Annotated in this window: 15 protein-coding genes, 6 tRNA genes and 3 rRNA genes; 3 read left to right on the forward strand and 21 right to left on the reverse strand. The window is 54.4% G+C overall.

Features of this window, described 5'->3' with window-relative positions; genetic code table 11:
- Positions 1–207 precede the first annotated feature (207 nt).
- From rplL to tyrS, 19 genes are all read right to left on the reverse strand, one after another.
- Positions 208–573, reverse strand: coding sequence for a 50S ribosomal protein L7/L12 (gene rplL, locus V476_RS07930; protein ID WP_003317111.1), 366 nt, complete (start codon positions 571–573; stop codon positions 208–210).
- Between the two features lie 79 nt (positions 574–652).
- On the reverse strand, positions 653–1,153 hold the full coding sequence (gene rplJ, locus V476_RS07935; RefSeq protein ID WP_002555498.1) for a 50S ribosomal protein L10: 501 nt from the start codon (positions 1,151–1,153) through the stop codon (positions 653–655).
- 202 nt (positions 1,154–1,355) lie between these two features.
- Positions 1,356–2,051: a 50S ribosomal protein L1 gene (gene rplA / locus V476_RS07940; RefSeq protein WP_003317112.1), complete on the reverse strand. Its 696-nt coding sequence runs from the start codon at positions 2,049–2,051 to the stop codon at positions 1,356–1,358.
- On the reverse strand, positions 2,051–2,482 hold the full coding sequence (gene rplK / locus V476_RS07945) for a 50S ribosomal protein L11 (protein WP_002555500.1): 432 nt from the start codon (positions 2,480–2,482) through the stop codon (positions 2,051–2,053). The genes rplA and rplK overlap by 1 nt, the downstream gene beginning before the upstream one ends.
- 118 nt (positions 2,483–2,600) lie before the next feature.
- Entirely contained in the window at positions 2,601–3,134 is a 534-nt protein-coding gene (nusG, locus tag V476_RS07950; protein WP_003317113.1) for a transcription termination/antitermination protein NusG, read from the reverse strand.
- A 9-nt stretch (positions 3,135–3,143) separates the two neighbouring features.
- The gene (secE, locus tag V476_RS07955) at positions 3,144–3,512 is read right to left on the reverse strand and encodes a preprotein translocase subunit SecE (RefSeq protein ID WP_024961319.1); all 369 of its coding nucleotides are present in this window, start codon (positions 3,510–3,512) and stop codon (positions 3,144–3,146) included.
- A 46-nt stretch (positions 3,513–3,558) separates the two neighbouring features.
- Positions 3,559–3,634: transfer RNA gene (locus tag V476_RS07960), tRNA-Trp, on the reverse strand.
- Between the two features lie 165 nt (positions 3,635–3,799).
- A tRNA-Thr gene (locus V476_RS07965) sits at positions 3,800–3,875 on the reverse strand.
- Positions 3,876–3,901: 26 nt separating this feature from the next.
- Positions 3,902–3,975 (reverse strand) — tRNA-Gly (locus tag V476_RS07970).
- 24 nt (positions 3,976–3,999) lie between these two features.
- Positions 4,000–4,084: transfer RNA gene (locus tag V476_RS07975), tRNA-Tyr, on the reverse strand.
- Between the two features lie 142 nt (positions 4,085–4,226).
- The gene (locus V476_RS07980) at positions 4,227–4,655 is read right to left on the reverse strand and encodes a hypothetical protein (RefSeq protein ID WP_003391762.1); all 429 of its coding nucleotides are present in this window, start codon (positions 4,653–4,655) and stop codon (positions 4,227–4,229) included.
- 7 nt (positions 4,656–4,662) lie between these two features.
- Entirely contained in the window at positions 4,663–5,412 is a 750-nt protein-coding gene (locus tag V476_RS07985) for a pantothenate kinase (RefSeq protein ID WP_024961320.1), read from the reverse strand.
- On the reverse strand, positions 5,402–6,361 hold the full coding sequence (gene birA, locus V476_RS07990) for a bifunctional biotin--[acetyl-CoA-carboxylase] ligase/biotin operon repressor BirA (RefSeq protein ID WP_003344198.1): 960 nt from the start codon (positions 6,359–6,361) through the stop codon (positions 5,402–5,404). The genes V476_RS07985 and birA overlap by 11 nt, the downstream gene beginning before the upstream one ends.
- Positions 6,362–6,509: 148 nt before the next feature.
- Positions 6,510–6,625: ribosomal RNA gene (rrf, locus tag V476_RS07995) — 5S ribosomal RNA — on the reverse strand.
- Positions 6,626–6,783: 158 nt separating this feature from the next.
- Positions 6,784–9,677, reverse strand: a 23S ribosomal RNA gene (locus tag V476_RS08000).
- A gap of 242 nt (positions 9,678–9,919) precedes the next feature.
- Positions 9,920–9,995, reverse strand: a tRNA-Ala gene (locus V476_RS08005).
- A 30-nt stretch (positions 9,996–10,025) separates the two neighbouring features.
- A tRNA-Ile gene (locus V476_RS08010) sits at positions 10,026–10,102 on the reverse strand.
- 123 nt (positions 10,103–10,225) lie between these two features.
- Positions 10,226–11,764 (reverse strand): 16S ribosomal RNA (locus tag V476_RS08015).
- The 16S, 23S and 5S rRNA genes sit together here with 2 tRNA genes alongside, the layout of an rRNA operon.
- Before the next feature lie 506 nt (positions 11,765–12,270).
- Positions 12,271–13,482 (reverse strand): tyrosine--tRNA ligase, encoded by a 1,212-nt coding sequence (gene tyrS / locus V476_RS08020; RefSeq protein WP_024961350.1) that lies wholly within the window; start codon positions 13,480–13,482, stop codon positions 12,271–12,273.
- A 201-nt stretch (positions 13,483–13,683) separates the two neighbouring features.
- Between tyrS and V476_RS08025 the strand changes: the two genes are divergently transcribed.
- Both V476_RS08025 and V476_RS08030 read left to right on the forward strand, forming a co-directional pair.
- Positions 13,684–15,111, forward strand: coding sequence for a peptidoglycan DD-metalloendopeptidase family protein (locus V476_RS08025; RefSeq protein ID WP_024961351.1), 1,428 nt, complete (start codon positions 13,684–13,686; stop codon positions 15,109–15,111).
- 3 nt (positions 15,112–15,114) lie between these two features.
- A complete protein-coding gene (locus V476_RS08030) occupies positions 15,115–16,209 on the forward strand; it encodes an anhydro-N-acetylmuramic acid kinase (protein WP_017279833.1) in 1,095 nt (364 codons plus the stop codon).
- A 61-nt stretch (positions 16,210–16,270) separates the two neighbouring features.
- Here V476_RS08030 and erpA read toward each other — a convergent pair whose 3' ends face one another.
- Both erpA and argC read right to left on the reverse strand, forming a co-directional pair.
- Complete coding sequence (erpA, locus tag V476_RS08035; RefSeq protein WP_002551953.1) at positions 16,271–16,621, reverse strand: iron-sulfur cluster insertion protein ErpA; 351 nt, start codon at positions 16,619–16,621, stop codon at positions 16,271–16,273.
- Positions 16,622–16,878: 257 nt separating this feature from the next.
- Complete coding sequence (gene argC, locus V476_RS08040) at positions 16,879–17,913, reverse strand: N-acetyl-gamma-glutamyl-phosphate reductase (RefSeq protein ID WP_003411695.1); 1,035 nt, start codon at positions 17,911–17,913, stop codon at positions 16,879–16,881.
- Positions 17,914–18,046: 133 nt separating this feature from the next.
- On the opposite strand from argC, the gene hemJ reads away from it, so the two are divergent.
- Positions 18,047–18,475: a protoporphyrinogen oxidase HemJ gene (hemJ, locus tag V476_RS08045; protein ID WP_024961352.1), complete on the forward strand. Its 429-nt coding sequence runs from the start codon at positions 18,047–18,049 to the stop codon at positions 18,473–18,475.
- The last annotated feature ends 74 nt before the right edge of the window (positions 18,476–18,549 follow it).

Here is an 18,549-nt window from a genome sequence, read left to right on the forward strand (position 1 = left end):
TTGGTCACCTGCTTGTTTGGCTCCCTCCCGACGGAAGCAGCCAGAAAATCTTGCAAACCCCTTGGTTTGCGCCACCGCCATCGGTGGATGCCACACGTTACAGACGTTGACAGCGCCAATCGTCTATAACGGAAAAAGGCCGGTGGCAAAAGCCACCAGCCATCAGCCTTTCGCTAAACGCGTGGGCTGGACACTCAAAATCGATGCTTATTTCAGCTCGACTTTAGCGCCTGCTTCTTCCAGGGTAGCTTTTGCTTTGTCAGCTGCGTCTTTCGACACTGCTTCCAGAACCTGGGCAGGAGCGCCGTCAACTACAGCCTTGGCTTCTTTCAGGCCCAGACCGGTCAGTTCACGAACTGCCTTGATCACGTTTACTTTCTTCTCGCCAGCTTCCAGCAGCATGACGTTGAATTCAGTTTGTTCTTCAACAACAGCAGCTGCAGCAGCTGGGCCAGCAGAGCCGGCAGCAGCAGTAACGCCGAACTTCTCTTCGAAAGCCTTGATCAGCTCTACAACCTGCAGAACGGACATTTCAGCTACGGCGTTAAGGATATCGTCTTGAGAGATGGACATGACTCAATTTCCTGAATTGGGGGACGGCCTACGCGACCATCAAAATAAACAAAAATACGCGAAAAGATCTGACTCAGCCTTAGGCTGCAGCTGCTTCTTTTTGGTCGCGAACAGCCGCCAGAGTACGAGCCAACTTGCTGGTAGCGCCTTGAATCACGCTCATCAGCTGAGAAATTGCTTCGTTACGGGTCGGCAGGCTTGCCAGTACATCGATCTGATTAGCTGCGAGGAACTTGCCCTCGAACGCAGCTGCCTTGATCTCGAACTTGTCCTGACCTTTAGCGAATTCCTTGAACAAACGGGCAGCAGCGCCGGGGTGTTCGTTGGAGAACGCGATCAAGGTCGGGCCAGTGAACACGTCGTTGAGGACACTGAATTCAGTGTCAGCAACGGCGCGCTTGAGCAGGGTGTTACGTACAACGCGTACGTAAACGCCAGCTTCACGAGCCTCTTTACGGAGTCCGGTCATTGCGCCAACCGTCACGCCACGGGCATCAGCCACAACAGCGGACAGACCAGCTTTGGCAGCCTCGTTGACTTCAGCGACGATGGCCTTCTTGTCTTCGAGTTTAATTGCCACGGGTTTAACTCCTGCTTGTTACCGTTTCATCCGACCGAAGCCAGATGTCGTTTTGGTGTCTGATTCGGTAAGGAACCGGGAGCACCATCTGCGTAGGCTTGTGGTTTAAGACTTGCGTCGCCTACGGTCTTGGATAGCCCCCGCCAGGCAGGGACCCCAATCTTTCAAACGGTACGGCAATCGATCACCGTACCATTTTGTCTTACGCTTCCAACGAACCCTGGTCGATGACCAGGCCTGGGCCCATAGTGGTGCTCAGGGTGATGCGCTTGACGTAAATACCTTTCGAAGAAGCAGGCTTGATACGCTTCAGATCAGCGATCAGGGCTTCAACGTTTTCCTTCAGCTTGACAGCGTCGAAACCGACCTTGCCAACGGAAGTGTGGATGATGCCGTTTTTGTCGGTGCGATAACGAACCTGACCAGCCTTGGCGTTCTTGACGGCGGTAGCGACGTCAGGAGTAACGGTGCCGACTTTCGGGTTAGGCATCAGACCGCGAGGACCGAGAACCTGACCCAGCTGACCCACAACGCGCATTGCGTCAGGGGAAGCGATAACGACGTCGTAGTTCAGATCGCCAGCTTTCATTTCAGCGGCCAGATCGTCCATACCAACGCGGTCAGCGCCGGCAGCCAGAGCAGCTTCAGCAGCAGGGCCCTGGGTGAACACTGCAACGCGTACAGTTTTACCGGTGCCGTGCGGCAGTACGGTAGCGCTACGTACGACCTGGTCGGATTTACGAGGATCAACACCCAGGTTGACAGCGACGTCGATCGACTCGCTGAACTTGACAGTCGACAGCTCGGTGAGCAACGCAGCGGCGTCTACAAAATTGTAAGACTTGCCAGCTTCGATTTTCTCGGCGATTGCCTTTTGACGCTTGGTCAGCTTAGCCATTACACACCCTCCACGTTAAGGCCCATGCTACGAGCGGAACCGGCGATGGTACGCACGGCCGCTTCCATGTCAGCTGCAGTCAGATCCGCATTTTTTGCTTTAGCGATATCTTCCAGCTGAGCACGAGTCACGGTGCCAACTTTAACGGTGTTCGGGCGAGCCGAGCCGCTGGTCAAGCCTGCAGCTTTCTTCAGCAGAACCGATGCAGGGGTACTTTTTGTTTCGAAAGTGAAGCTACGGTCGCTGTATACAGTGATGATCACTGGAGTCGGCAAGCCTGGCTCAATACCCTGAGTACGGGCGTTGAACGCTTTGCAGAATTCCATGATGTTCACACCGTGCTGACCCAGAGCAGGACCAACTGGCGGGCTTGGGTTAGCCTGAGCGGCTTTCACTTGCAGCTTGATGTATGCGGTTATCTTCTTGGCCATGAGGCACTCCAATTACGGGTTCAAGCGCCAACAAAGGCTCCCCGGTTACTTACGCGTATATCCCAGTGACGAAAAAACCCCACAGCCTTAGGCTGCGGGGTATGGGATTCCAGCTCAGTTATGCCTTTTCGACCTGACTGAACTCCAGCTCTACCGGAGTAGAGCGTCCGAAAATGAGCACCGCCACTTGAATCCGGCTCTTTTCGTAGTTAACTTCTTCGACCGTGCCATTGAAATCGGCGAACGGACCGTCGGTGACGCGAACAACCTCACCTGGTTCGAACAGCGTTTTCGGCTTCGGCTTGTCGCTACCGTCAGCGACGCGACGCAGAATCGCTTCTGCCTCTTTATCAGTGATGGGAGCTGGCTTATCAGCGGTACCGCCGATGAAGCCCATGACACGCGGGGTGTCCTTGACCAAGTGCCAAGTACCCTCATTCATGTCCATCTGAACAAGCACATAACCAGGGAAGAACTTGCGCTCGCTTTTGCGCTTCTGGCCATTACGCATTTCAACCACTTCTTCAGTGGGAACCAGAATTTCGCCGAAGCCATCTTCCATGCCTGCCAGCTTCACACGCTCGACCAACGAGCGCATGACATGCTTCTCGTAACCCGAGTAAGCATGCACTACGTACCAACGCTTAGCCACGGGACACCCTTAGCCAACTATCAAGGAAACAAGCCAGCCGAGCAGGGAATCAAGCCCCCACAACAGCAACGCCATAACCAGCACAACAGCCACAACGATCAACGTGGTTTGAGTGGTTTCTTGGCGAGTAGGCCATACGACTTTACGGATCTCGGCACGCGCTTCTTTCGCCAAAACGAAGAAGGCCTTACCTTTGCCTGTCTGCAGCGCTACAAACGCAGCAACTGCGGCAATCACAAGGAGAGCGAGAACGCGATACAGGATCGGCTCAGCAGAATAATACTGATTGCCGACAACACCCACGACAACCAAAACGACTACCAGGAGCCACTTCAGCATATCAAAGCGAGAGTCTGATGCTTCAGCCTTGGGATTCATCTACGGAGATCCTGTGAAAAGAAAGCCAGATTACATCTAGGGAATCTGGCAGGTCAGGAGGGAATCGAACCCCCAACCTACGGTTTTGGAGACCGTCGCTCTGCCAATTGAGCTACTGACCTAAAAGCAAAATCAGGCCGACCATTATGCGGACCTGACGAGAGTTTTTCAACACCTTATTCGAAGAGCACCTAACAGGCAGCTTACTCCGAACAAGATTTAGACGGCGCACACAGTGCAGAACCGCCTAAAACAAAGGCAGATATTTTCATATCTGCCTTTATCAATGGAGCTCTTGAGCGGATTTGAACCGCTGACCTCACCCTTACCAAGGGTGTGCTCTACCAACTGAGCTACAAGAGCAAAACACTGCGCATGAACCACAAGCCTGGAGCGGGTAGCGGGAATCGAACCCGCATCATCAGCTTGGAAGGCTGAGGTTCTACCACTAAACTATACCCGCATAACTTGCAGCTCGCGCTAAATCTGGTGGAGGGGGAAGGATTCGAACCTTCGAAGTCGTAGACGTCAGATTTACAGTCTGATCCCTTTGGCCGCTCGGGAACCCCTCCTAAGCGAGGCAGCATTCTCAACTCATGCTACCCTTCTGTCAACCTTTTTCTCAGTAAAAACCTGAGGTTACATGCGTTGACTACTACCACTCCGTTCGTGAGACTTTCACCTCACTGCGAAGCGGGCGCCATTCTATGTAAACTAATCAGCAGTTGCAATGCCCTCGCACGACATTATTTGATTTTTTAATTGCGGGAAATCCTGACCCAGCTGACTGATCAAGCCAGCTTCGACAAGGCGTCGACTTTCCGGGGCGATTTTCAGCCAGTAGGCGGTCGCCCCACTCGTTTGCAAGGGCTGAAATTGAGACTGGATATCCAGACTGTTCAATCGCTGCTCTACCAGGCGCGCATCCTCTTGCCTGGCAAAGCCACCGACGTACAGACATTGGGCGTCACGATCGTGGGACACCCGCCCGGCATCCGATTCGCTGAGCAGACGAATATCCTGCTGAGAAGCACGGTGCAACGACAAGGGCATGACCTCTTTGGCCCTGAGCGGAGCCTCCTGCTGATGCCAGATGTAATAAAAGGCATTAAGCATCAACAGCAGAAGAAATAACCAACGCATAGAGACCTCAGCGCAAAGGGCAGGCGAGAGCCAGCCCCACGAAGACCAGATCAGGAACGATACGAGCTCCCGGCAGCACATCCACAACCAAGGCAGCGTCCCCGCCAGTCACAAAAATAGCAAAGTCCTCACCCCAATACCCACGAGCTATCTCGACCTGAGTCACTGCGAACCCCCGAAGCATCAGCGAGCAACCACGCTCTACGGCTTCTGCGGTTGCACGCCCGGGAACGAGACGAACCAAAGCCCTTTCCGCCTCTGTATCGTCATATCTGATGCGACGGGTATGGGTGCGCAACTGATTGCGCATCAAGGGCATCCCTGGACAGATGAAACCACCAAGATGCGCGCCGTCGGCGTCGACGAAATCAGATGTCACTGCGGTGCCCAGATCAATCACCAGGCATGCACGCTTGACAAGGTAGTACGCACCCACGAAAGCCAGCCAGCGATCCAGGCCGAGGCGCTCGAAATCGTCATAGCCGTTAATCACTCCTCCCAGCTCACGGGCAGGCACTGCGCAGACCGGGGCAACGGAGAACGCGTCAGCCAGCACGGAAACCAGACGCGCCGTTTCTTCGGCACTTCGGACACTTACCAGACGGCAGTCGCTGAACGTTGTGTCCGGTAAATTACGCAGGTGCTCCAACAAGGCTGCGTCAGAGTCAACGACACCAACGCTGACCACTGCTGCATCGCTTTTAGCGGTAATACGCCACTTGATGAAGCTGTTGCCACAATCGAGCTCAAGAATCATCTCGCAACCTCAGGCTCAGCTCTCCACCACTAAAGCTTTTTTCCACACCATTGACTTCCAACCGCAGCGCTCCAAGCGAGTCGACCCCTAACACCACTCCCTCCACGACACCTACTCCCGAGAGCAACTTGACTGCAGCCCCCTGCCACAAATGCCCGCGCTCCCACTCCTTCTGAAATGCCGCAAAGCCTTCCTTGCGATGAACCGTCATGAGAGCCTCAAGCTGTGTGCTTATACGAGCAGCGACCTGATTGCGATCAACAAGGCCGCCTGTTTCGAGTCTGACCGACGTCCACAGCTGATCGACCTCGCTGGTGGAGCGCATGTTTACGTTCACCCCTATTCCGATGATCACATGACACACGTCCGCCGGATCGCCAATCAGTTCGAGCAAAATGCCGGCGATCTTCTGCCTGCCAACGAGCACGTCGTTTGGCCATTTAAGGCCTGCGCCCTGCACGCCCATATCACGCAGCACATTCATTACCGCGAGCCCCACCAGCAAGCTGAGGCCTTCCAGCTGACGCATCCCTCCATCGATGCGCAGGACCAGGCTGTAATACAGGTTTTCAGCAAATGGACTTACCCACTTTCGACCACGCCGCCCTCTTCCGGAGGTCTGCTGCTCGGCCACCACCAGTACAGGCATGGCAACGCCTTGAGTGATCAGACGTGCGGCCTCAGCGTTGGTAGAGTCGATGGAATCGTAAGTGCGTACAGACCAGTTGGCAGGAAAGCCTGACTGCTCGATACCGTAGGGACTTAGAAGAGAAATGGGCGTTGCGAGTCTATAGCCACGACCACGCACCTTGTGGACATCTATGCCCAGGTCCGCCTCAAGCTGCTGAAGCTGCTTCCAGACAGCACTGCGACTTATGCCGAGGGCATCGCCCAATACCTGCCCAGAATGAAACGCACCATCGGCAAGAAGCTTTAACAAGGTCAGCATTTGGAATCGCCTGGCAATAAGGCACGCATCATAGCCACGCAGAAGCATGATGCATAGAAACGAAAACGTGTTTTCACGCTGGTTTTTTGCAGGCACCAGACAAACAAAAACCCTCAACGCGTAAGCGATGAGGGTTTCTGGAATTTAATCTTGACGATGACCTACTCTCACATGGGGAAACCCCACACTACCATCGGCGATACATCGTTTCACTACTGAGTTCGGGATGGGATCAGGTGGTTCCAATGCTCTATGGTCGTCAAGAAATTCGGGTACCGAATCGTGCCCTGCGGCGCGCTTCAGCAAATCGGGTATGTGATAGCAAGCTGGTTCAGGTGTCATTCGTGACGCAAACTTTCGGTTCGTGTCATCTTCACAGTCACCGCAATCTGGTCGTTCGACGCAAATTGCTTGGGTGTTATATGGTCAAGCCTCACGGGCAATTAGTATTGGTTAGCTCAACGCCTCACAGCGCTTACACACCCAACCTATCAACGTCGTAGTCTTCGACGGCCCTTTAGGGAACTCAAGGTTCCAGTGAGATCTCATCTTGAGGCAAGTTTCCCGCTTAGATGCTTTCAGCGGTTATCTTTTCCGAACATAGCTACCCGGCAATGCCACTGGCGTGACAACCGGAACACCAGAGGTTCGTCCACTCCGGTCCTCTCGTACTAGGAGCAGCCCCTCTCAAATCTCAAACGTCCACGGCAGATAGGGACCGAACTGTCTCACGACGTTCTAAACCCAGCTCGCGTACCACTTTAAATGGCGAACAGCCATACCCTTGGGACCGGCTTCAGCCCCAGGATGTGATGAGCCGACATCGAGGTGCCAAACACCGCCGTCGATATGAACTCTTGGGCGGTATCAGCCTGTTATCCCCGGAGTACCTTTTATCCGTTGAGCGATGGCCCTTCCATACAGAACCACCGGATCACTAAGACCTACTTTCGTACCTGCTCGACGTGTCTGTCTCGCAGTCAAGCGCGCTTTTGCCTTTATACTCTACGACCGATTTCCGACCGGTCTGAGCGCACCTTCGTACTCCTCCGTTACTCTTTAGGAGGAGACCGCCCCAGTCAAACTACCCACCATACACTGTCCTCGATCCGGATAACGGACCTGAGTTAGAACCTCAAAGTTGCCAGGGTGGTATTTCAAGGTTGGCTCCACGCAAACTGGCGTCCACGCTTCAAAGCCTCCCACCTATCCTACACAAGCAAATTCAAAGTCCAGTGCAAAGCTATAGTAAAGGTTCACGGGGTCTTTCCGTCTAGCCGCGGATACACTGCATCTTCACAGCGATTTCAATTTCACTGAGTCTCGGGTGGAGACAGCGCCGCCATCGTTACGCCATTCGTGCAGGTCGGAACTTACCCGACAAGGAATTTCGCTACCTTAGGACCGTTATAGTTACGGCCGCCGTTTACCGGGGCTTCGATCAAGAGCTTCGCTTGCGCTAACCCCATCAATTAACCTTCCGGCACCGGGCAGGCGTCACACCCTATACGTCCACTTTCGTGTTTGCAGAGTGCTGTGTTTTTAATAAACAGTCGCAGCGGCCTGGTATCTTCGACCGGCAGGGGCTTACGCAGTAAATGCTTCACCTCCACCGGCGCACCTTCTCCCGAAGTTACGGTGCCATTTTGCCTAGTTCCTTCACCCGAGTTCTCTCAAGCGCCTTGGTATTCTCTACCCAACCACCTGTGTCGGTTTGGGGTACGGTTCCTGGTTACCTGAAGCTTAGAAGCTTTTCTTGGAAGCATGGCATCAACCACTTCATGTTCTAAAAGAACACTCGTCATCAGCTCTCGGCCTTAAGATCCCGGATTTACCTAAGATCTCAGCCTACCACCTTAAACCTGGACTACCAACGCCAGGCTGGCCTAGCCTTCTCCGTCCCTCCATCGCAATAACCAGAAGTACAGGAATATTAACCTGTTTTCCATCGACTACGCTTTTCAGCCTCGCCTTAGGGACCGACTAACCCTGCGTCGATTAACGTTGCGCAGGAAACCTTGGTCTTTCGGCGTGGGTGTTTTTCACACCCATTGTCGTTACTCATGTCAGCATTCGCACTTCTGATACCTCCAGCAAGCTTCTCAACTCACCTTCACAGGCTTACAGAACGCTCCTCTACCGCATCATCAAAAGATGATACCCGTAGCTTCGGTGCATGGTTTGAGCCCCGTTACATCTTCCGCGCAGGCCGACTCGACTAGTGAGCTATTACGCTTTCTTTAAAGGGTGGCTGCTTCTAAGCCAACCTCCTAGCTGTCTAAGCCTTCCCACATCGTTTCCCACTTAACCATGACTTTGGGACCTTAGCTGACGGTCTGGGTTGTTTCCCTTTTCACGACGGACGTTAGCACCCGCCGTGTGTCTCCCATGCTCGGCACTTGTAGGTATTCGGAGTTTGCATCGGTTTGGTAAGTCGGGATGACCCCCTAGCCGAAACAGTGCTCTACCCCCTACAGTGATACATGAGGCGCTACCTAAATAGCTTTCGAGGAGAACCAGCTATCTCCGAGCTTGATTAGCCTTTCACTCCGATCCACAGGTCATCCGCTAACTTTTCAACGGTAGTCGGTTCGGTCCTCCAGTTAGTGTTACCCAACCTTCAACCTGCCCATGGATAGATCGCCCGGTTTCGGGTCTATTCCCAGCGACTAGACGCCCTATTAAGACTCGCTTTCGCTACGCCTCCCCTATTCGGTTAAGCTCGCCACTGAAAATAAGTCGCTGACCCATTATACAAAAGGTACGCAGTCACCCAACAAAGTGGGCTCCCACTGCTTGTACGCATACGGTTTCAGGATCTATTTCACTCCGCTCTCCGCGGTTCTTTTCGCCTTTCCCTCACGGTACTGGTTCACTATCGGTCAGTCAGTAGTATTTAGCCTTGGAGGATGGTCCCCCCATATTCAGACAAGGTTTCTCGTGCCCCGTCCTACTCGATTTCATTGCAAAGGGATTTTCGCGTACAGGGCTATCACCCACTATGGCCGTCCTTTCCAGAACGTTCCGCTAATCTCAATACAACTTAAGGGCTGGTCCCCGTTCGCTCGCCACTACTAAGGGAATCTCGGTTGATTTCTTTTCCTCAGGGTACTTAGATGTTTCAGTTCCCCTGGTTCGCCTCTTGCACCTATGTATTCAGTACAAGATAACCATCTTATGATGGCTGGGTTCCCCCATTCAGACATCTCCGGATCACAGTCTGTTTGCCGACTCCCCGAAGCTTTTCGCAGGCTACCACGTCTTTCATCGCCTCTGACTGCCAAGGCATCCACCGTATGCGCTTCTTCACTTGACCATATAACCCCAAGCAATCTGGTTATACTGTGAAGACGACATTCGCCGAAAGTTTGCATTTCACAAACTTTACCTTAGCCCGGACACGCACCAGTGAAAGAGGTGCCCGGTCTATATTTCTTTCTATCACATACCCAAATTTTTAAAGAACGATCTAATCAAAGACTAGAAATCAACATTCAGGCACTGATCGTCAGGATCAATGGAATGCTCATTTCTAAGCTTTCAAACAGAAGCAGTAAGTGGTGGAGCCAAGCGGGATCGAACCGCTGACCTCCTGCGTGCAAGGCAGGCGCTCTCCCAGCTGAGCTATGGCCCCGTATTTCTAAAGGCGTTTCCCACACAAAATTGGTGGGTCTGGGCAGATTCGAACTGCCGACCTCACCCTTATCAGGGGTGCGCTCTAACCAACTGAGCTACAGACCCAATTTCGAGCTTGTAGCCGCTAGCGTTGAGCTATCAGCTTGGAGCTTAAAGCTGCTTCTAATCGTCTTCTTCAATGAATCAAGCAATTCGTGTGGGTGCTTATGGTGCAGCTGAGTCGTCGATTAAGGAGGTGATCCAGCCGCAGGTTCCCCTACGGCTACCTTGTTACGACTTCACCCCAGTCATGAATCACACCGTGGTAACCGTCCCCCCGAAGGTTAGACTAGCTACTTCTGGTGCAACCCACTCCCATGGTGTGACGGGCGGTGTGTACAAGGCCCGGGAACGTATTCACCGCGACATTCTGATTCGCGATTACTAGCGATTCCGACTTCACGCAGTCGAGTTGCAGACTGCGATCCGGACTACGATCGGTTTTGTGAGATTAGCTCCACCTCGCGGCTTGGCAACCCTCTGTACCGACCATTGTAGCACGTGTGTAGCCCAGGCCGTAAGGGCCATGATGACTTGACGTCATCCCCACCTTCCTCCGGTTTGTCACCGGCAGTCTCCTTAGAGTGCCCACCTTAACGTGCTGGTAACTAAGGACAAGGGTTGCGCTCGTTACGGGACTTAACCCAACATCTCACGACACGAGCTGACGACAGCCATGCAGCACCTGTCTCAATGTTCCCGAAGGCACCAATCCATCTCTGGAAAGTTCATTGGATGTCAAGGCCTGGTAAGGTTCTTCGCGTTGCTTCGAATTAAACCACATGCTCCACCGCTTGTGCGGGCCCCCGTCAATTCATTTGAGTTTTAACCTTGCGGCCGTACTCCCCAGGCGGTCAACTTAATGCGTTAGCTGCGCCACTAAGAGCTCAAGGCTCCCAACGGCTAGTTGACATCGTTTACGGCGTGGACTACCAGGGTATCTAATCCTGTTTGCTCCCCACGCTTTCGCACCTCAGTGTCAGTATCAGTCCAGGTGGTCGCCTTCGCCACTGGTGTTCCTTCCTATATCTACGCATTTCACCGCTACACAGGAAATTCCACCACCCTCTACCATACTCTAGCTTGCCAGTTTTGGATGCAGTTCCCAGGTTGAGCCCGGGGATTTCACATTCAACTTAACAAACCACCTACGCGCGCTTTACGCCCAGTAATTCCGATTAACGCTTGCACCCTCTGTATTACCGCGGCTGCTGGCACAGAGTTAGCCGGTGCTTATTCTGTCGGTAACGTCAAAACAATCACGTATTAGGTAACTGCCCTTCCTCCCAACTTAAAGTGCTTTACAATCCGAAGACCTTCTTCACACACGCGGCATGGCTGGATCAGGCTTTCGCCCATTGTCCAATATTCCCCACTGCTGCCTCCCGTAGGAGTCTGGACCGTGTCTCAGTTCCAGTGTGACTGATCATCCTCTCAGACCAGTTACGGATCGTCGCCTTGGTGAGCCATTACCTCACCAACTAGCTAATCCGACCTAGGCTCATCTGATAGCGCAAGGCCCGAAGGTCCCCTGCTTTCTCCCGTAGGACGTATGCGGTATTAGCGTCCGTTTCCGAGCGTTATCCCCCACTACCAGGCAGATTCCTAGGCATTACTCACCCGTCCGCCGCTCGCCACCAGGTACAAGTACCCGTGCTGCCGCTCGACTTGCATGTGTTAGGCCTGCCGCCAGCGTTCAATCTGAGCCATGATCAAACTCTTCAGTTCAAACATCTAACTGGGTTTTGAGAAAACCCTAAACTTGGCTCAGCAATCGTTGGTTACATCTTTGATTTCTCGCGGAGTAACTTGGGTTGCTGATAATCTGTTGACTTCAGTCTGACACCACAAGCACCCACACGAATTGCTTGATTCAGTTGTTAAAGAGCGGTTGGTTAAGACCTTTCGTCTCAACCGAGGCGCGCATTCTACAGCGCCCTCTGTATCTGTCAAGCGGTTATTTTAAGAAGCTTTCAAAGTTTCCTTTGCAACTTCAACCACTTGCGCTGCGATCAACTCTTGAGTTGCTCATCAGCGGGAGGCGAATTCTACAGCGTTACAACCGCGTGTCAAACTCTTTTTTCTCACCACTGTCGATCAATCCAGACCCGACCTCCTTCCTCGCTGACTCTTCACTTAAAAACCTTGCAAACTATTGATCTACAAGGCTTTTTCGTTTACGTCTGCGCCGGAAGTGGGGCGAATTATAGACACCTGACAGAGGGCGTCAACCGTTAATTTGAACTTTCTTCGGAAACCAGCGTAACGCGCCCAAAAGCCTTCTTGCCGGCCTGGCAAACATGGGTGGCACCCAGCTTGAATACAAAGCTGCGATCCACGACCTCACCATCTATACGCACACCGCCAGAAGCCAGCAGATCACGAGCGACTGCTGCGTTCTTTACCAGGCCTGCTTTATTAAGGACCGCAGAGATCGGCATGTCCTCGGCAGCAGCCACCGATATCTCCGGCAGATCATCCGGCAGCTCGCCTTCCTTCATACGGTTACCCGCAGAACGATGCGCATTGGCCGCAGCCTCCTCACCATGGAAACGAGCGACCAGCTCTTCGGCCAGCTTGATCTTGATGTCGCGAGGGTTGGCACCCGCTTCGCAGTCAGCCTTCAAGCCGTCGATCTCTTCCATCGAGCGGAAGCTCAATAGCTCGAAGTAACGCCACATCAGGGAATCAGGAATCGACACCAGCTTGCTATACATAATGCCTGGCGCTTCTTGAATGCCGACGTAGTTGCCCAGCGACTTGGACATCTTCTTCACGCCATCCAGGCCTTCCAGCAACGGCATGGTCAGAATGCACTGCGGCTCCTGTCCATAAGCACGCTGAAGCTCGCGCCCCATCAGCAGATTGAATTTCTGATCGGTGCCGCCCAGCTCGACGTCGGCCTTCAAAGCCACGGAGTCATAGCCCTGCACCAGCGGGTAAAGGAATTCGTGAATGGCGATGGACTGATTGCTTTTATAGCGCTTGTCGAAATCGTCACGCTCGAGCATCCGCGCGACCGTGTACTGCGAAGACAGGCGAATGAAGTCAGCCGGACTCAGTTGGTCCATCCAGGTCGAGTTGAATGCAACTTCGGTCTTGGCCGGATCGAGAATCTTGAAGACCTGAGACTTGTAGGTTTCGGCGTAGTCGAGGACCTGCTCACGGGTGAGCGGCGGACGCGTGACGCTTTTACCGCTCGGGTCGCCGATCATGCCGGTGAAATCACCGATCAGGAAGATGATCTGATGCCCCAGATCCTGGAACTGCCGCAGCTTGTTAATAAGCACGGTGTGCCCAAGGTGCAGATCAGGTGCAGTCGGATCGAAACCAGCTTTGATACGCAGTGGCTGGCCACGCTTCAGCTTCTCGACCAGCTCGGCCTCGACCAGGAGTTCATCTGCACCGCGCTTGATCAGCGCCAGCTGCTCTTCAACCGACTTCATTTCAGTCCCCAATTCAAAGGGAGCCAACCTTACAAGATCAGAGCCCAATTACAAGTTTTGCCCAGCGTTTGCCTGCGAATCAGTGACCGATACGCGGGAAGGGTTGCTTCGAGCAGGTTTTGGTTATATTTTATACAGTTATTTCATCTTCATCATGTCATTCATCTTTTCCATTTCACCTTTTTCAAAGTCAAATTACCTATGAAAGACACACCGCCTAAAGCGCCCCCGCTTTATCCGAAGAGTCACCTGCTCGCTGCAAGCGGCATCGCCGCATTGTTGAGCCTGGCTCTCCTGGTTTTTCCATCCAGCGAAGTCGAAGCCAAACGAACCAACATTCCGCTTGATCTGGAGGCACCGGATCAGGACGTACAAGATCAAGACGCTCAACAAGCCACTCAAGCCACACCTGAAACCACCGAATCGCCATTTGCCCAGATCGACAATGCCGACGATCAGGCTCAAGACACCGCCAGTGCACAGCCTCAGGCAGAAAAACCCGCGCCAGCCGCTGCGAAGGATCCTGCTCACAGGGAAGTCACTGTCAGCAAGGGCGACACGCTGTCGACTCTGTTTGAAAAGGTCGGGCTGCCAGCTGCTACCGTTCATGAAGTACTGGCCAGCGACAAGCAAGCCAAGCAGTTCAGCAAGCTGCAGAATGGACAGACGCTGCAGTTCGAGCTGACGCCGGATGGCCAGCTCAAGCAATTGCATACCAAGCTCAGCGAAGTCGAGTCCATCAGCCTGTCGAAGACAGTAACTGGCGGTTACGCATTCAATCGCGAGATCAGCAAGCCCAACGTGCGTAACGCCTACGTACACGGGGTGATCAACAGCTCCCTGTCGCAGTCCGCACAACGTGCCGGCCTGACTCATAGCATGACGATGGACATGGCCAATATCTTCGGCTACGACATCGACTTCGCGCAGGACATCCGCAAGGGTGACGAATTCGATGTGGTATACGAGCAGAAAGTGGTCAACGGCAAGAGCGTAGGCACAGGGAATATCCTGTCCGCCCGCTTCACTAACCGGGGCAAGACCTACACCGCCGTTCGCTACACCAACAAGCAGGGCAATACCAATTACTACACGGCTGACGGCAACAGCATGCGCAAGGCGTTCATCCGCACCCCGGTAGACTTCGCCCGCATCAGCTCGATGTTCTCGATGGGCCGCAAGCACCCGATCCTCAACAAGATCCGCGCCCACAAAGGCGTCGACTACGCAGCGCCACGTGGTACGCCGATCAAGGCAACCGGCGATGGCAAGGTCCTGCTCGCCGGCCGCCGTGGCGGATACGGCAATACCGTCATCATTCAGCACGGCGACACTTACCGTACGCTGTATGGCCACATGCAGGGCTTCGCCAAAGGCATACAGACCGGCGGCACTGTCAAGCAAGGTCAGGTTATCGGCTATATTGGAACTACCGGCCTGTCCACAGGCCCGCACTTGCACTACGAGTTTCAGGTCAATGGCGTTCACGTAGACCCACTGGGCCAGAAGCTTCCGATGGCGGACCCGATCGCCAAATCCGAAAAACAGCGGTTCATGCAGCAAAGCCAGCCGTTAATGGCGCGCATGGATCAGGAAAAAGCCACCACGCTGGCCTCGAATAAAAGGTAATCCATGGACTTCTTCTATATAGGTGTGATGTCTGGCAGCAGTCTCGATGGGATTGATATCGCCCTTTTGAAGCAGGATGACCGATCAAGGCTTCTGGCCACTCACTACATCCCCATGCCCGAAGACCTGTATGCCGAGCTGCTGGGGCTTTGCTCCAGCGGCGCGGATGAGCTTGCGCGTGCGGCCATTGCGGAGCAAAAGTGGTGCAGGCTGGTCGCACAGGGCGTGCAGACCTTGCTGGAAGATCAAAACATGGTGCCTGCTCAGATTCGCGCCATCGGCAGCCACGGCCAGACTATTCGTCATGAGCCTGCGCGCGGCTACAGCATTCAGATCGGCAACCCCGCGCTGCTGGCAGAGCTGACTGAAATCACCGTGGTCAGCGACTTCCGCCGTCGCGATATCGCAGCAGGCGGCCAGGGCGCACCTCTGGTACCGGCTTTCCATGAAGCCCTGTTCGACGACAACAAGGATCATCGCGCTGTATTGAACATCGGCGGGTTCAGCAACCTGAGCCTGATCGAGTCCGATCGCCCGGTCGAAGGCTTCGACTGCGGACCCGGTAACGTCCTGCTCGATGCGTGGATACAGTCGCAGCGCCACGAGAGCTACGACAAGGATGGCGCATGGGCGGCGAGTGGCAAGGTTGATTCGGCGCTACTCAAGAAACTGCTCAGCGATCAGTTTTTCCTGACCAAGGGCCCCAAGAGTACAGGCCGGGAAGTATTCAACCTGGGTTGGGTTCACCACCATCTCTTCCAGTTGCCAACACTGGCTCCAGAGGACGTGCAGGCCACTCTGCTGGAACTGACAGCATTGACGATCACCGAGTCCCTGCAATCGGCCCAAGCCATTACCCGGGAGCTTCTGGTCTGTGGTGGCGGTGCGCATAACAAGGCGCTGATGAAACGTCTTGCAGAGCTGTTGCCCGGCACCGAGGTCAGCAGTACCGAGAAGTTCGGCGTAGACCCTGACTGGGTTGAAGCGATGGCCTTTGCCTGGCTGGCTCATTGCTGCCTCGAAGGCGTTCCGGCCAACCGTCCGACGGTAACCGGCGCCAAGGGCAGACGTGTTCTGGGCGCGATCTACCCCGCCTGATACCTGCTGTAATGCAAAACGCCGCTCAATGAGCGGCGTTTTTGTGTACAGCAAGCTTCGATCAGATCGAGAACGAGGAGCCACAGCCACAGGTTGTGGAGGCATTCGGGTTCTTGATCACGAATCGCGACCCTTCAAGCCCTTCCTGATAATCGACTTCTGCGCCAGCCAGGTACTGAAAGCTCATCGGATCGACAACCAGGCTTACGCCCTCGCGCTCGACGATGGTGTCATCGTCTGCCACATCTTCATCGAAAGTAAAACCGTACTGAAAACCTGAGCAACCGCCACCTGTAACGAATACACGCAGTTTGAGACGATCATTGCCCTCTTCGTCGACCAGGGTTTTCACCTTGTGCGCTGCATTTGGAGTGAACTCCAAAGCGGTAGGCGTGAAGGATTCGACACTCATGTCTGATATCTCCCGGCGTTAGCCGTCGTAATGCGTAATGACGGCATTATCCGCTTCTCCTAGAAAATCGGTCAACTATTTGATCGGGAGCGGCTACAAGCTACAAGCTACAAGCTACAAGCTACAAGCTACAAGCTACAAGCTACAAGCTACAAGCTACAAGCTACAAGCTACAAGCTACAAGCTACAAGAGCATGGCCGGCCCGCCTTTGCCTTGCAACTTGAAGCTTGCCGCTTGAAGCTCAAAGCTGCCTCCCTCAGGGCATCATGCCCGCATGAGACAACCCGGCGCGCTCATCAAGGCCAAACAGGATGTTCATGTTCTGCACCGCCTGACCGGACGCACCTTTGACCAGATTGTCGATTACCGAAAGCACGACGACCAGATCGCCGCCCTGCGGACGATGCACCGCGATGCGACACACGTTGGCGCCACGCACACTGCGGGTTTCGGGATGGCTGCCCGCTGGCATCACATCCACGAATGGCTCGTCGGCGTAGCGCTTCTCGAACAGTGCCTGCAAGTCCACCGAGCGATCAGTGACCGTTGCATAGAGCGTGGAGTGAATGCCGCGAATCATCGGCACCAGGTGTGGCACGAACGTCAGGCCGATGTCGCCACCGGCAGCACGACGCAGCCCTTGGGTGATTTCAGGCAGGTGACGGTGACCCTTCACGGCGTAGGCCTTGAAGCTTTCATTGGCTTCCGAGTACAGCGAACCGATATTCAGACCACGGCCCGCACCGCTCACGCCAGATTTGCAGTCGGCAATCAGACGAGTGTTATCGGCAATACCGGCTTCAAGCAGCGGCAGGAAACCCAACTGGGTAGCGGTCGGATAGCAACCCGGTACGGCGATGAGTCGCGCGTTCCTGATCTGCTCGCGATTGACTTCCGGCAGCCCGTACACCGCGTCTTCCAACAGCTGCGGAGCGCCATGAGGCTGGCCGTACCACTTGGCCCATTCGACAGGGTCCTGCAGACGGAAGTCGGCAGACAGGTCGATCACCTTGGTGCCTGCCGCGAGCAGTTCACCGGCCAAAGCATGAGCGACACCGTGGGGCGTGGCGAAGAACACCACGTCACAGGCCCCCAGAGTTTTCACGTCAGGCACGCTGAACGCGAGGCCGTCGTAGTGCCCGCGCAGGTTCGGATACATGTCGGCGACTGGCATGCCGGCCTCCGAGCGCGAGGTAATGACCACTACTTCTGCCTGCGGATGCTGTGCCAACAGACGCAGCAACTCGACCCCGGTGTAACCCGTGCCGCCGACGATACCGACCTTGACCATAACCTGCCCTCAACGAAACAACTGGAAAGCGGTCGATAATAGGAGCCTATCGCCTCTGCGACAACCGACAACGTGACGTAGGGGCGCACAAGACACTACTATTCGGCCACCGTGAACCTGGGAATAATCAAAAATGCTCTATCTATGGATAAAGGCGCTTCATGTCATTTCAATGGTCTGCTGGTTTGCAGCCCTGTTCTATCTGCCAAGACTGTTCGTCTATCACTCGATGAGTGAGGACACGGTCAGCCGCGAGCGTTTCATCGTCATGGAGCGCAAGCTGTACCGTGGCATCATGACCCCAGCAATGATTGCAACGCTGGTCTTCGGCGGCTGGCTGATCAGCTTCGACCCCAGCGGTTATTTCAGTCAGGGCTGGATGCACGCCAAGCTCGCACTGGTTGTCCTGCTGATCGGCTATCACCACGTCTGCGGCGCACAGATGAAACGCTTTGCCCGTGGTGAAAATGGCCGCGGCCATGTGTTTTATCGCTGGTTCAATGAAATCCCGGTACTGATCCTGATCGCCATCGTCATTCTGGTTATCGTCAAACCCTTCTGATTCCAAGCTTCGCCCGGCCTCATCAGTAACGCGACAGGGCGCTCTGTCTCAGGCAGGCGCCCGGCACTGTTTTC

The sequence above is a fragment of the Pseudomonas syringae KCTC 12500 genome, assembly GCF_000507185.2.
GTDB classification, from domain to species: Bacteria; Pseudomonadota; Gammaproteobacteria; order Pseudomonadales; family Pseudomonadaceae; genus Aquipseudomonas; species Aquipseudomonas syringae.

Excerpts from the sequence above, each read along its gene's own strand:
- argC (WP_003411695.1), bottom strand. The coding sequence starts at position 17,913 with ATGGTCAAGGTCGGTATCGTCGGCGGCACGGGTTACACCGGGGTCGAG.
- secE (WP_024961319.1), bottom strand. The coding sequence starts at position 3,512 with ATGAATCCCAAGGCTGAAGCATCAGACTCTCGCTTTGATATGCTGAAG.
- rplA (WP_003317112.1), bottom strand. The coding sequence starts at position 2,051 with ATGGCTAAGCTGACCAAGCGTCAAAAGGCAATCGCCGAGAAAATCGAA.
- hemJ (WP_024961352.1), top strand. The coding sequence starts at position 18,047 with ATGCTCTATCTATGGATAAAGGCGCTTCATGTCATTTCAATGGTCTGC.
- rplK (WP_002555500.1), bottom strand. The coding sequence starts at position 2,482 with ATGGCCAAGAAGATAACCGCATACATCAAGCTGCAAGTGAAAGCCGCT.
- V476_RS07980 (WP_003391762.1), bottom strand. The coding sequence starts at position 4,655 with ATGCGTTGGTTATTTCTTCTGCTGTTGATGCTTAATGCCTTTTATTAC.
- erpA (WP_002551953.1), bottom strand. The coding sequence starts at position 16,621 with ATGAGTGTCGAATCCTTCACGCCTACCGCTTTGGAGTTCACTCCAAAT.
- V476_RS07985 (WP_024961320.1), bottom strand. The coding sequence starts at position 5,412 with ATGATTCTTGAGCTCGATTGTGGCAACAGCTTCATCAAGTGGCGTATT.
- rplL (WP_003317111.1), bottom strand. The coding sequence starts at position 573 with ATGTCCATCTCTCAAGACGATATCCTTAACGCCGTAGCTGAAATGTCC.
- V476_RS08025 (WP_024961351.1), top strand. The coding sequence starts at position 13,684 with ATGAAAGACACACCGCCTAAAGCGCCCCCGCTTTATCCGAAGAGTCAC.
- V476_RS08030 (WP_017279833.1), top strand. The coding sequence starts at position 15,115 with ATGGACTTCTTCTATATAGGTGTGATGTCTGGCAGCAGTCTCGATGGG.
- tyrS (WP_024961350.1), bottom strand. The coding sequence starts at position 13,482 with ATGAAGTCGGTTGAAGAGCAGCTGGCGCTGATCAAGCGCGGTGCAGAT.
- birA (WP_003344198.1), bottom strand. The coding sequence starts at position 6,361 with ATGCTGACCTTGTTAAAGCTTCTTGCCGATGGTGCGTTTCATTCTGGG.